17 protein-coding genes are annotated in these 13,595 nt (G+C 39.6%); all 17 read right to left on the reverse strand.

From position 1 onward, the window contains the following. Positions 1-25: 25 nt before the first annotated feature. The 17 genes from qcrB to hepT all read right to left on the reverse strand — a co-directional run bounded on the left by qcrB (position 26) and on the right by hepT (position 13,575). Entirely contained in the window at positions 26-700 is a 675-nt protein-coding gene (gene qcrB, locus ACQKN3_RS07810; RefSeq protein ID WP_008404891.1) for a menaquinol-cytochrome c reductase cytochrome b subunit, read from the reverse strand. 22 nt (positions 701-722) lie between these two features. Then, positions 723-1,229 (reverse strand): ubiquinol-cytochrome c reductase iron-sulfur subunit, encoded by a 507-nt coding sequence (locus ACQKN3_RS07815; protein WP_251688852.1) that lies wholly within the window; start codon positions 1,227-1,229, stop codon positions 723-725. 175 nt (positions 1,230-1,404) lie between these two features. Continuing rightward, the gene (locus ACQKN3_RS07820) at positions 1,405-1,848 is read right to left on the reverse strand and encodes a YpiF family protein (RefSeq protein ID WP_427710638.1); all 444 of its coding nucleotides are present in this window, start codon (positions 1,846-1,848) and stop codon (positions 1,405-1,407) included. 70 nt (positions 1,849-1,918) lie between these two features. Beyond that, the gene (locus tag ACQKN3_RS07825) at positions 1,919-2,467 is read right to left on the reverse strand and encodes a ReoY family proteolytic degradation factor (RefSeq protein ID WP_079528701.1); all 549 of its coding nucleotides are present in this window, start codon (positions 2,465-2,467) and stop codon (positions 1,919-1,921) included. Between the two features lie 15 nt (positions 2,468-2,482). Then, positions 2,483-3,727, reverse strand: coding sequence for a tetratricopeptide repeat protein (locus ACQKN3_RS07830; protein ID WP_251688856.1), 1,245 nt, complete (start codon positions 3,725-3,727; stop codon positions 2,483-2,485). Positions 3,728-3,880: 153 nt separating this feature from the next. Beyond that, positions 3,881-5,167: a 3-phosphoshikimate 1-carboxyvinyltransferase gene (gene aroA, locus ACQKN3_RS07835; RefSeq protein WP_251688858.1), complete on the reverse strand. Its 1,287-nt coding sequence runs from the start codon at positions 5,165-5,167 to the stop codon at positions 3,881-3,883. Between the two features lie 35 nt (positions 5,168-5,202). Beyond that, the gene (locus ACQKN3_RS07840; RefSeq protein WP_427710641.1) at positions 5,203-6,300 is read right to left on the reverse strand and encodes a prephenate dehydrogenase; all 1,098 of its coding nucleotides are present in this window, start codon (positions 6,298-6,300) and stop codon (positions 5,203-5,205) included. Continuing rightward, entirely contained in the window at positions 6,297-7,397 is a 1,101-nt protein-coding gene (gene hisC / locus ACQKN3_RS07845; RefSeq protein WP_427710643.1) for a histidinol-phosphate transaminase, read from the reverse strand. Before hisC ends, ACQKN3_RS07840 begins: the two co-directional genes overlap by 4 nt. Positions 7,398-7,422: 25 nt before the next feature. Next, positions 7,423-7,785, reverse strand: coding sequence for a chorismate mutase (aroH, locus tag ACQKN3_RS07850; protein ID WP_251688863.1), 363 nt, complete (start codon positions 7,783-7,785; stop codon positions 7,423-7,425). 2 nt (positions 7,786-7,787) lie between these two features. After that, on the reverse strand, positions 7,788-8,873 hold the full coding sequence (gene aroB / locus ACQKN3_RS07855) for a 3-dehydroquinate synthase (protein ID WP_251688865.1): 1,086 nt from the start codon (positions 8,871-8,873) through the stop codon (positions 7,788-7,790). Between the two features lies 1 nt (position 8,874). Then, positions 8,875-10,056: a chorismate synthase gene (gene aroC / locus ACQKN3_RS07860; RefSeq protein WP_079525863.1), complete on the reverse strand. Its 1,182-nt coding sequence runs from the start codon at positions 10,054-10,056 to the stop codon at positions 8,875-8,877. Positions 10,057-10,321: 265 nt separating this feature from the next. Next, positions 10,322-11,092 carry a CheR family methyltransferase gene (locus ACQKN3_RS07865; protein WP_251688867.1) on the reverse strand — a complete coding sequence of 257 codons (771 nt, stop codon included), beginning with the start codon at positions 11,090-11,092 and terminating at the stop codon, positions 10,322-10,324. A gap of 80 nt (positions 11,093-11,172) precedes the next feature. After that, positions 11,173-11,412 (reverse strand): hypothetical protein, encoded by a 240-nt coding sequence (locus tag ACQKN3_RS07870; protein WP_251688869.1) that lies wholly within the window; start codon positions 11,410-11,412, stop codon positions 11,173-11,175. A gap of 21 nt (positions 11,413-11,433) precedes the next feature. Further along, on the reverse strand, positions 11,434-11,655 hold the full coding sequence (locus ACQKN3_RS07875; protein ID WP_251688871.1) for a hypothetical protein: 222 nt from the start codon (positions 11,653-11,655) through the stop codon (positions 11,434-11,436). A gap of 39 nt (positions 11,656-11,694) precedes the next feature. Next, positions 11,695-11,910 carry a hypothetical protein gene (locus tag ACQKN3_RS07880; protein ID WP_427710647.1) on the reverse strand — a complete coding sequence of 72 codons (216 nt, stop codon included), beginning with the start codon at positions 11,908-11,910 and terminating at the stop codon, positions 11,695-11,697. 156 nt (positions 11,911-12,066) lie between these two features. Further along, positions 12,067-12,486 carry a nucleoside-diphosphate kinase gene (gene ndk / locus ACQKN3_RS07885; protein WP_008404915.1) on the reverse strand — a complete coding sequence of 140 codons (420 nt, stop codon included), beginning with the start codon at positions 12,484-12,486 and terminating at the stop codon, positions 12,067-12,069. Positions 12,487-12,600: 114 nt separating this feature from the next. After that, a complete protein-coding gene (hepT, locus tag ACQKN3_RS07890) occupies positions 12,601-13,575 on the reverse strand; it encodes a heptaprenyl diphosphate synthase component II (protein ID WP_065216960.1) in 975 nt (324 codons plus the stop codon). Positions 13,576-13,595: the final 20 nt, after the last annotated feature.

Below are 13,595 nucleotides of genomic sequence, written 5' to 3' on the forward strand. Positions count from 1 at the left end.
AAAAAATAGTACAATTAGTTTCGGATCATAGAGGTCCTGAAATACCTTGGCGGCGGATCATAATAAAGTGAACTGCCAATAGAGCAAATAGTGCTGCTGGTAAGAAGAATACATGAATAGCAAAGAAACGAGTTAAAGTTTGTGCCCCGATAATCGTAGAATCCCCAGCTAATAATATTTTTATCGTTTCACCTAAAAACGGAACAGATGCAGCAATTTCGATACCTACTTTAGTCGCGAATAACGCTTTCATATCCCATGGTAATAAATAACCTGTGAAACCTAAACCTAACATAATGGCAAAGATACCTACACCAACTAACCAGTTTAATTCACGCGGTTTTTTATAAGAACCTGTGAAGAATACACGAAGTGTATGTAAGAACATCATAACAATTACTAAAGATGCCCCCCAATGGTGCATACCACGAACGATTTCACCGAATGCTACTTCGTTTTGTAAATAGTAAACTGATTTCCAAGCATTCTCTACATCTGGTACATAATACATAGTTAAGAACATACCTGATAGAATTTGGATTACTGTAATAAAGAATGTTAATCCTCCGAAACAGTAAACGAATGCTGAAAAGTGATGGGCAGGGTTAACGTGCTCTGGCACTTCATGGTCGGCAATATCACGCCAAATAGGAGTAATATCTAAACGTTCATCGACCCAATCATAAATTTTATTTAGCACTGTGTCGTACCCCCTAACTTATTTAGTTACTGTGTGTGTTAGCGATTTTTTTCCCAAGCATTAAGAAACCATCATTTTCTGACACTTCATACATATCCAGTGGTCCAAGAGGCGGTGTACCTTTTACGTTTACGCCTGTTTTTTCATAACGTCCCGCATGACATGCACAGAAGAATTGATTTGCGTGTTCTGGATTACCTTCCCAGTTTACAGTACACCCTAAATGTTTACATACAGGTGAGATTGCGATGATTTCGTCGCCTTCTTTGTAAACCCAAGCAGCATCTGCTACTTCTGATTTGTACCAACCATCCGTCTGTTCATACGAGAAATCCACTTTGACTGGAACTTCTGTAATCTCGGCAATTTTTTTGCTTGTTTGTACAAAATCACCATCTTCTTTTGACTGAAGAATTGGGTCAATAGCAAAACGTACCATTGGCATTAACATTCCTGCCGCCATAAATCCACCTACACCAGTAATTGTATAAGTTAAAAATTGACGTCTTGTAACTCGATTCCTACTCATCCTTTTCCCCCCTCTTACTAAAAGGTCAGTCCAACGGACATATACTTTTAAAAATAGTAAATAACTAGGACATATCTATGATATATCAACTGAATAAGTTGGTCAATATAGCATTCATTTCCAAAAGTGTAGTTTGTGAACATTTAATGAAACAAATGTCGCACATATATGCTCGTTAAACCCAAATTTTCGTAAAAGTTGGGATGACTTGTTTTAACTGGTCTTCCAAAATTCTCTGTTTTACACCCTGATCCATGGACTCAAGTGGGATAGCCGGAAGCCAAATAATATTTAAATATTCTTTAAATTCAGTCCATGAATGGTCACAGGTAATAAAGACCACTGCTTTAAAACCTGCTTCCTTCAATTCTTTTTCCATTGTTGCTGGCATATTATCTGACTTGGTTCCCATCGTATATGAAAAGGGGGGCAATAATAAAAGACGACCTTTAAACTGCTGTTCTATGAAATTGGTCAACGTCATTAAATATTCTGAAGCAGAACTGCTCTGCTTTATTCCTTGATCAGAAAAATCCAATTGCACGAGCGGGACAATTGCCGTATCTATAAACTGCTTTTGTGCCTGGAACTGCTCTACATCTTTTACAATAAAGTTCATATTCTTTCCTCCTAGTACCTTTAAACTTCTGAAAATAGGAAAGAAGTAATTTTTTTAATAAAGTTCAAAATTACTTCGTATGCTTTAATGCTTGCAATAAATTAGATAACTCGAAAAAACGATCTTTATCTCCACTGTCCAGCGCTTCATCTATTTCTTTTAACAGTTGCTGTTCCTGGAATTCTAGTACACTATTTTCCAGTAAACGCTCTGCTGCTAGACGGTCTTTTTCACTAATAAAGATATCAGCAGGTACATACGGGTTTTCCTCCAGTACCGCCAAATACAGAGGATCAGGCGGTACACTCGGGAAGTTCAGCTGAAAGTAAATTGCTTCATGTGCATTGATTCGTAAATCATGAAATGCTTTTTCAGCATCGGATGTCATAATATTTTCTTTATAAAATCGGAATGGGATACTCGTTGTCTCAATTGTCGACATTACAATGGAGCGCGGGCAATAATGTGCTTCATCAACGAAATGAACGTTTTGCAACAAGTCGTCATTACTTAATAAGTAATTTAAAATCCATACACCTTCACGTCTTTTTAACTGAAAATTTTTTAAAAACCACCTGATAAACAACTTTTTGTCATTCAGTGGTACGGAATATGTCAACATGCAATCCTCCCTTTACTCAAAGCGTTCTAATAAATCAGTCCATTGCTGTTCAGAAGGCTGTAATTGGACAAGTCGCTCGGCAATTTGTTTTGCTTCATCACGCTTGCCGTCCTCAACTAAAAACAGGAAATATTTCTCTAAAAACTCAACATCATCGTTAAATTCATTATATGCCTCTTTGTAAATTTCGTATGCTTTTTCGAACAGTTCTTCTTCATTATAAGCATTGGCTACAAATGGATATAATGCGACCCATTCGAATTCATTTTGATGCAATTGTTCATATAGTGAAATAATTTCTTCATAGCGTTGTTCCGTATTGTAAACAGACATCAATACTAAAATCGCTTCCATATATTCCGGATCCAAGGCAATGGCCTCACTTAAAAATTCTATCGCTTCCTGTTGTTTGCCATTTTTTATCGCCATTTTCCCTGCAAATAAATAGAGGGATTTATCGTATTCGTCTCGTTTAAGACCTTCTTTAATAACTTTTAATGCACGCTCATTATCCTCGAGCATTGCATAACTTTCAGCCAGCAGTAAATACGCTGAGAAATAATCAGGGTCCAACTCTTTTAAATCTTCCAACTGTTTTATAGCTAACTCATATTTTTCCGTCTGGAAAGCTGCATAGGCCGAGCCAAACAGCAAGTCTGCTGTAACTTCTTCTTCAAGTGCTTCCATATAATAATCCAGGGCAGTTTCATAGCCTGCACCTGCACGATAAACTTCCGCAAGACGTTGGGCTAAAATTATACCAGCAAACTTTTTATCGATTGCATAAAGCTCTTCATAAATTCGAACAGCCTCTGTAAAACGTCCTGTTTCAAATAATAATTCTGCTTTGGCAAATTGCAGTAAAGGCTCATGCGGTAAAATTTGCAACGCATCATTAATTCGTTGTTCCGCCACTTCAAATAATCCCTGCATTTGATAATAGTCCGCCAATACTAACAATGCCTGAGGATATTCTGGTGCATCATCGGCAATCCCCATTAATAAATCAAGGGCATTATCCTCTTCACCTAGCTCAATTAATACGCTTGCACGATCGATTGAAATTTGCGCTTCCTCAGGAAATAAAAATTGCAGATGTTCAAATACACGGTCTGCTTCATTTAAAAATCCGTAATGCATAAGTGCTTCTGCCACTTCATATTGTGCTGCGGGTTCAGCATCCATTAAAAAAGATTCAAGAAGTCGATTAATCTCCTCTAAATTTCCTTCTTGAATCGCTTGTAGTAATAGTTCCATGTGTAGTTCACCTTTTTCTTTTGTTCTCAATATTATGCTACATGACGAAGCAATGCATCACAAGAAAAAGAATCTGGTTGTTTTATAAAATTCATCTTGGCAAAGTGAAAAGGAGATGTAAAAAGTGAGTTCTTTTTACATCTCCGCAAATCATTATTTTAAAATATTATTGATATGATCAAAAAAAGTTGGGTAGGAAACAGCGATACAGTCCGCATCATCCAATTCCACTTCTCCGTCCGCTATAAGGGCAGCGATTGCACCCATCATTCCAATACGGTGATCACCATATGTTTTTAAGCTTCCTCCATGTAAAGATGTCGGACCTTCGATAACCATACCGTCATCTGTTGCTTCAATATTTGCGCCTAGCTTCTTTAACTCATTTACAACCGCATCAATGCGGTTTGTTTCTTTCACTTTAAGTTCTTCCGCATCTTTAATGACTGTTTTACCAGCTGCCTGTGTAGCTAGCAGCGCAATAATCGGAATTTCATCGATTAGGCGAGGAATAATAGCGCCCTCCACTGTCGTTCCTTTTAGATCGGACGTTTCAATCGTAATAGTAGCAGTTGGTTCTGCCGCATTCTCGTCATCGATTGCAACCGACATTTCAGCACCCATTTTTTGAAGCACTTCCAAAATGCCGTCACGCGTCTCATTGACACCCACGTTTTTCAGAACAATTTTGCTGTTTTTCGCAATGGCACCAGCAACAAGGAAAAATGCAGCCGAGGAAATATCACCTGGTACATTTACATGTGTTCCTGTCAGTGTTTGGCCGCCTTGCAATGACACAACACCATCTTCAACAGTTACCGTTGCCCCGAACTGTCGCAGCATACGCTCTGTATGGTCACGTGAAATCTCTTCCTCACGCACAACCGTTGTACCTTCCGCACGTATACCGGCAAGTAGAATAGCTGATTTCACTTGGGCACTTGCTACAGGCATTTTGTAGTCGATCGCTTTTAACGGTCCACCTTGAATCGCGAGTGGCGTATATTGTCCATTGTCACGTCCTGCTATTTGCGCACCCATTAAACGTAAAGGGTCTGCAACGCGACGCATTGGACGCTTACCAATCGATGCATCACCTGTCATGATTGTATGTAGTTTCGTGCCGGATAACAGGCCTAGCATTAAACGCGTTGTTGTACCCGAATTTCCTGTGTAAAGCACTTCTTTCGGTTCTGTCCAACCGTCGATTCCTGGACTGTTAATCGTTACATCTGTCCCGTCAACTTCGATATCTACCCCAAGCTTTTGGAAGCAGTCAATTGTACGCAGACAATCTTCTCCTAATAAGAAGCCTCTGACAGTCGTTTTTCCTTTTGCAATGGAGCCGAACATCACCGAGCGATGCGATACCGATTTGTCACCCGGTACCGTAATATCTCCTTGTAATGACGGTTGACTGTATTGCAATGTTGTACTCATATATGAACCCCCTTTTAAGAAAATCCCATTTGTCTTTATGAAATATAAGTATCAAACTTTGCCTTGTGTGCAATGCATTGTGCGGCACGTTCACGGTCTTCGTTTGTCTGGAAACTAATGACCAAAATACCGAATACATCAACACGTGTTTCAACGATACGTATATTTGTAATACTTATATTATTTTCCGCCAATAAACCTGTTACTTCTGAAATGACCCCTGGATAATCCGGTATATCGACATAAAGATCATACGGCATATACAAGGCACCGTTGGCAACCGGCAAACTGTCCCGGACATCACGCGCTTCACTGAAATAGTTCTCGATTGCCTTCGCATCACCTTCAGCCAATAGATCACGGACACGCTGCATTTCAGTAAGCCAATTATCAAGCTGTCCGACTAATTCCTGCTTGTTTTGCATAGTAATATCACGCCATAAAGCAGGGTTTGAGGAAGCAATACGTGTAATATCACGGAAACCGCCAGCAGCTAACGAAGAGGTCATTGGATATGTCTGTTTTTCACTATTAAGCTGATGTACTAAAGATGCCGCGATAATATGAGGGAAATGGCTGACAACCGCTGTCATATGATCATGTACCTTTGCATCGACAACGACCATTTTCCCGAGCGTAAATTTCAGCAGATCGTCCAGTGCAGCAAGTTTTTCAAGTTCTTCCCCTTCATGGGGTGTCAGCATATAGTAGGCATTTTCCAGTAAATATGGCTTTGCTGCTGTAATTCCGCTTTTATGGGAACCCGCCATTGGGTGCCCGCCGATAAAGGTAATACCCAGTTGCCGCAGCTCTAATGCTTTTTCCATTATTTTTGCTTTTGTACTGCCAGTATCTGTAATAATGACATTGCGTTTTAATTCCCACGACTTCAACTGTTCCATAAAGTCGAGTGTGACATTTACCGGTGTACCAAAAATAATTACGTCCGCCTCTTTTGCAAACTCAGCAGGATTTTTAACTACTTCATGAACGACTTGTAATGTATCCGCTAATTGTCGTGTTTGTTCATGAGCATCATAGCCGAACACTTTTGTATGTGGTGCCTTCTGCAAAGCCATCGCTACAGATCCACCAATTAACCCTAGTCCGATTACGAAGACATTTCGTGTCATGCAAGTACTCCTTGCTCATTTAAGACTTCTGCCAGTAGTTGTAAAAATCTTGCATTTTGAGCTTCTGTACCGATCGTCACGCGAATATAGCCTTCCAATCCTAATGCTGCTCCGCTTCGGATAATAAATCCGCGCTTCATCATTTCTTCAAATACAACATTACTTGGAGCTTTCACTTCAAACATGACAAAGTTCGTTTGCGAAGGGAAATAATTTAAACCGTACTGCTCGCAAAATTCAACAAACTGCTTTTTGCCGATTTCATTCGCTTCACGGCAGCTGGCAATGTATTCCTGGTCCTGTAGAGCGACCTGCGCAATTTGTTGGCTTAGGATCGTATTGTTGAATGGTGCACGCACCGGATCAAGCTTCGCAATAACTTCTGCTTGGGCAATTCCGTAGCCGACACGGAAAGAAGCCAGTCCATACGCTTTTGAGAATGTACGCAATAAAATTAAGTTCGGGTAGTCACGGAAATAATGCAATGTATCTTTATAAGAGGCATCGTTAATGTATTCCACATATGCTTCATCCAATACAACGAAAACATCCTTAGGCACTTTAGCCAAGAAAGCACTCAATGTTTCATCCGATACGATTGTACCTGTCGGATTGTTCGGATTACATACCCAAACAACCGATGTATTTTCATCAATTGCCTCCAGCATTGCTTCTAAATCATGGACTCCATTTTTCAATGGTACTTTACGCACTTCTGCTCCTTCAATCTCTGCATTATGCCAGTATTGAGAAAATGACAAATCTGCCATGACTGTGTTCACACCTGGATATAATAATGCACGGGTAATGATTGCGATTAAATCATCCGAACCATTCCCTAAAATGAGTTCATTCTCGGCAACGCCGTAGAAATTCGCCAATGATGTTCGTAAGCTTTGAGCATAACCGTCCGGATATATTGCATGATTGGATTCATCTTTTTGTAAAAATTGTTTTACTTTTGGTGAGCTGCCAAAGGGATTTTCATTTGAAGCAAGCTTCACGACTTCATCTAATCCGAAAAGCTTCTTAACTTCTTCGATTGGTTTTCCCGGTTGGTAAGCTTTCATTCCAAATAACTGTTGTTTCCACTTCATCCTCAACGTCTCCTCTAACTCGCAATTATTTCACTAAATCTGGTCTTAATTTTACCGCATCTTCTAAATATACATGTTGAATTTCATGCTGTGGTGTATCCGTATTTACATGTAATAATACGCGGATACATAATGGCAGCGCACCCGGCACATCCATCTCATGCATGCACATAATCGGCACATACTGCCATCCTGGCATTGACCGTACCGACTTTGCAGGAAAGGCGGAATGAATATCCGGTGTTGTAGAAATTGTCACAGAGGCAATATCTTCCGGTTCAATAGTATTTTGTTTCGCAACTTCTTTCACTAGTCTTGCCGTTTCTCCCCATACGTACTCGGCTTTATCTTCAGCAATCGTAATTGCACCGCGAATTCCACGAATCATTGCTACACCTCCGCTAATAATGCTCTAAGTTGACGATCAATTTCTCTGCATTGTTCAAGTTCAACTTTTTGGACAAATGGTTGTCCGATTGTTTCAAGCAGCACGAACTGCAATTGTCCGTAGTCGGCTTTTTTATCTTTAAGTAAATATTCAATCAGTTGATCGAATGTAAATTCATGAACCGCTTCAAACGGATAGCCGTTTTCCATTGCAAAATGTAAAAAGCGCTTTGTAAACTGATGATTGACTTTACCGTATTTTTCGCTTAATAGAAGTGAATAAATAAGGCCAATCATCACAGCTTCACCATGTGCTACACGTCCATAGCCTGCAGCAGCTTCAATCGCATGCCCGTATGTATGGCCTAAGTTAAGATACTTTCTGACGGACTGTTCTGTTTCATCCTGCTCAACAATCGTAGCTTTTACTTGAATGCCATGCGCCAAATAATTTGCCAACAGATCTTCCGGAAGTTCCGTTACATGATCTCCCTCGAGCAGCTCTTCCACCCATTGTGCATCGGAAATTAAAGCATGCTTAATCACTTCCGCCATCCCTGAACGCACTTCTTTTTCGGAAAGACTATGTAAAAATTCTGTATCGAAAATTACGGCTTCAGGCTGATAAAAAGCACCGATCATATTTTTTCCTAATTCGTGATTGATGGCCGTCTTTCCGCCAACAGCTGAATCATGCGCCAAAATTGTTGTCGGCACTTGGATGAACGGAATGCCCCGCATATAAGTGGCTGCAACAAAACCGGCCAAATCACCGACTGCACCACCGCCAAATGCGATAATGAGCGATTTTCTAGTACACTTTTGCTTAAGTAAATATGTTTGCACGTCGTTATAGTTTTCAAAGCTTTTACACTTTTCCCCTGCCGGCATAACATGTACTTCGAAAGTATATGGAAAGTTCGCTTCAAAATAGCTTTGCTGTGCTGTCCAAACATTTTCATCTGTCAATACGATGATTTTATCTGCTTTTGTAAGCAAGTCATGCTGTGCTGTCAAAGCATCACGTAATATACCTTTCCCAATCGTTACAGCGTACGAGTGTGAAGGAGTTCGAACCGGAATCTCCATATTAATACTCCTTCGTGTACTGACGCATTTCATCTAACTGCGCCTTTAATTGTGGTAATTGATCACTATGGAACTGCTCTACAATTGCATTTGCGATTTCCCAGGCAATAACATGTTCGGCAACGATTGATGCTGCAGGTACTGCACAGCTGTCAGAACGCTCCACGCTTGCTTTAAACGGCTCCTTTGTTTCAATGTCAACACTTTGCAATGGCTTATATAATGTTGGAATTGGCTTCATCACACCGCGAACGACAATCGGCATTCCTGTCGTCATACCGCCTTCCAAACCGCCTAAACGATTTGTTGCGCGCGTATAGCCCTTTTCTTCATCCCATAAAATTTCATCATGTACTTCTGAACCTTTTTTGCGTGCCATTTCAAAACCGATTCCAAACTCAACGCCTTTAAATGCATTGATGCTCAGCATTGCAGATGCCAGTTTCGCATCCAGTTTGCGGTCGTAATGCACATAAGATCCGATACCTGCCGGCAAACCTTCCACGATGACTTCTACGACACCGCCGATTGAGTCTCCAGCTTGCTTTGCTTCATCAATGGCTGTAACCATTTTTGCTGATGCTTCAGGATCGATACAGTAACATGGATCGTTTTCAATAATTGCACGGATTTCATCTGCTGTTTTACCTTCCAACAAACTGCTGTCTGCTTTAATCCCTACAATTTCCGTAACATGAGAAACAATCGAAATTCCAAGCTCGTTTAACAATGCTTTTGCAACAGAGCCAACTGCCACACGCACTGTCGTTTCACGTGCACTTGAACGCTCCAGTACGTTACGCAGATCACGGTGACCGTATTTCATCCCTCCGACTAAATCGGCATGACCTGGACGTGGACGTGAGATTTGACGTTTAATTTCAGATGGGTCGATATCTTCCGGCAACTCTGCCGCACCCATAATTTTTGTCCAATGCTTCCAGTCATCATTTGTAACGACTAATGCGACCGGTGAGCCTAATGTTTTCCCGTGACGAACTCCTGATACAATTTCCACTGTATCTGTTTCGATCTGCATGCGACGACCACGACCGTGACCACCTTGACGACGTTTTAAATCATAATTTATTTTTTCTGCTGTTACTGGAAGTAAAGAAGGCAACCCCTCGATAATTGTTGTTAATTGTGGTCCGTGTGACTCACCTGCTGTTAAATAACGCATTAAACACTTTCTCCCTTCAACTCGCTAAAGTATGTATTTTTCACTATAACATATTTCAAATTAAATAACAGTACTGTTTCCGCCATCCGATAAGCTATTTTAGAATATTCTGAACGTTCCAACTAGAAAATGACACATTTATCAGCAAAAAGAAACAAAAATACGCTTTTCGCTCTATTATCCGAAAAGCGCATTCATATATAGCTTTTTAAAGTATATCTCAACTTAAGCTTCTACGTTCTACAGAGCATCTAATATTGTACTATTATTTTTTACGGTAAAAAAATGTATCTTCTACTTCAAAATCATATTTTGCAGGATTAAATATCTGCTCAGTTGAGCCTACAAACAAAATGCCGCCTGGACGCAATGCTTTACTGAAGTTTGCATAGATCTGATCTTTCGCTTCTTCAGTGAAATAAATCATCACGTTTCGGCAAACAATCAAATCAAAATTCGATTCATAAGGATCATTCAGTAAATTATGTTTCTTAAAATTAACCGTACGCTTAATCTCATCTTTCACTTTGTAAAACGGACCTTCTTGAACGAAGTACTTTGATTGAACAGGTTTTGGCACTTCTGCAAGAGAACGTTCCGGGTAAAGACCCAACTTCGCCTTTTGGATAACATTTTCATCCAAATCCGTTGCCAGTATATTCACTTGGGACAACGGTAAGTGGTGGGACAACACCATCGCCAAACTATACGGCTCTTCTCCAGTTGAACAAGCCGCACTCCATATTTTCGGGCGTTTGTTAGATTGAAGCAGTAAAGGGAAAATTTTATTTTGTAATACTTCCCAGCGTTTTCCGTTTCGGTAAAATTCAGAAACGTTTATCGTCATGCGATCCAAAAATTCATTCATCAGTTCACGGTCTTTTATCAATGCATTATAAAAATCAACAAAGTCCCGATATCCCTTTTTTTCATATAATGATGTTAACCGACGTTTCATTTGCGCTTCTTTATAAAGGGCTAAATCAATGCCCGTTTTGCGCTTAATGCCATCAATAAATTGTACATAATCTGACATTATTCATCTTTCCCCTCATCTAACGTATGCCTATTATAGCTGAAAATTTCAGAACCCGAAACAGATTTCGTCCATAAACGTTAATCAATGTGTCTTTCCAGCAAAAGTTGTTTCGATTGTTCAAGTTCAAGCTTCATCTTCTCCGTCTCGGAATTGTAGCTCTGCAAACGAATCTGTTCAAGTTCGGCCTCTTTCTCCAACATTCTAATTTGCAGTTTCATACTCGATCGTTTATGTGCTGTCAGTATTGCCGTTAATGCAATCAAAGCCCCTGACCCGAAAATAATACATATAATAATAATATCTTCCATTCGTTTCATTACGCTCCTCTAATTATTATTTTACCTGTCTGATCGATCTGTCAATTGTGTTTCAAGCAGCAATTGCTTTGTCTGTTCCAATTCAAGCTGCATCTTCGCTGTTTCTTTATCGTAAGTTTCGAGTCTTAGTTTTTCCAGCTTGATTTCTTTATCAAGGCGTTTTAGTTCAATATTTTTATTTTTCGTGTACGTATCCGTTAAAATCCCTACTACAGCGACTATTGTAATCATTACCCAGAACATGGATGTCACCCCTTATGAATAGTTAAATTAGAAGAAAAATTATTTTTGGTTATACTCCAACAATATCTGCTTTGAATGTTCCAATTCCAGTCTCATTTTTTCTGTTTCTTTATCGTAATTTTCAAGACGTAATTGTTCCAGCTCAATTTCTTTTGTTAATTTATTTACTTCAATCCGTTTACTTTCATTGCGTGCATCGGTGATGACTGCAATCGCCCCTACTGCCATAACTGAAATAACGGCCAAAACCCACATATACATCCCCCTAATTTCAATCAGTACTTTTTATACGTATGTATTCCAAAAATAGTTTCATTATTCCGATTTATTATACCATTAATAGTCCATCTTTTTCCTGTTCCATATAAAAAAAGCTATCACTTAAAAGTGATAGCTTTTCTGTAAGTTTAATTATTCAGCGATTCCTTCTGGGAACCATAAACCGATTTCACGCTCAGCAGAAGCTAAAGAGTCAGAACCGTGGATTACGTTGTGTGATAAAGTTACAGCGTAGTCACCGCGGATTGTACCAGGAGCTGATTCTTCTGGCTTTGTAGCACCCATCATGATACGAGATAATTGGATAACGTTTTCGCCTTCCCATACCATACCGAATACTGGGCCTGAAGTGATGAAGTCTACTAATTCACCGAAGAAAGGACGCTCAGCGTGCTCTGCATAGTGTTTTTCAGCTAAATCACGAGTTGGTACCATTAATTTTGCTCCGCGCATTACGAAACCGCGACGCTCAAAACGATCAACGATATCTCCGATTACTTGACGTTCTACGCCGTCTGGTTTAACCATTAAAAATGTTTTTTCGATTGCCATTATAAACACTCCTTAAATTTGAGTAAAAGGTTTTACACCTACCGATAAATATTACCAAAATCCTACTCATACTGCAACAAATATTAGATTTGCCCATAAATTGGCTAGATTATTTTAAGATTTTCTCTTACCCATAAACAGCGCAATATCACGCAATTTTTTCTTCATTGGGTGCTTCGGCAATGCCTCGACCTCTTTTAAAGCCTTTTTTAAATACAAATTACTAATATGGGTTGCTTCTTTTATTGCTTCCGAATTCCGAACTAATGCCAGCATACTTTGACGCTCTTCTTCCGTTAATCCTGCTTCTGCCACTTTCGTCAAATAAGGGGCAAGCTGCGGATCATCTTTCATCAACAATATCGGCAATGTGACATTCCCGTTCATTAAGTCACTGCCAGCCGGTTTCCCGAGCTGTTTGTCTGTCGCTGTAAAATCTAATATATCATCTACTATTTGAAAGCTCATTCCTACAAAATAACCGTAACGCTTTAAATGCCTTGCTGTTTTTTCATCGGCACCACTTACGACTGCTCCAAGTTCACAACTCGATTCAATCAGTAAAGCTGTTTTACGTTTAATACGTCGGAAGTAATCTTTCAAACTTTGATCTAAACGAAACTTATCCTCAATTTGAATGACTTCACCATTTACTAGCTCAACCATTGTTTTTGCTAATATTTGATGGGCTCTTGGATTTTCTATGCTTGTTACATATTGTAATGCACGTGCAAATATAAAATTACCTGTATACATCGCCACACGGTTGTTCCACTGTGCTTTCACCGTCTCCCGGCCACGGCGCATATCTGAATTGTCAATTACATCATCATGCACCAATGAACCCATATGAATTAATTCCAGGGGGACGGCAATGTTTTTCATTCGGTCAATATTATAGTCACCAAACTTGGCACTTAGTAACGTAAATACTGGTCGAATACGTTTTCCACCAGCTTGCAGTAAATGGACTGAGGCATCATTCAATAAGTGTGAAGATGAATTCAACGCTTGTTCCAATTCGTTTTCGATGACTTCTATATCTGATTTAATATCGGCATATAGCATTTTGATTTTCATCTTTTCCACGCGTCAAAACCTACTCCCAC

The sequence above is a fragment of the Solibacillus sp. NPDC093137 genome (assembly GCF_050280445.1).
Lineage (GTDB): Bacteria > Bacillota > Bacilli > Bacillales_A > Planococcaceae > Solibacillus > Solibacillus isronensis_B.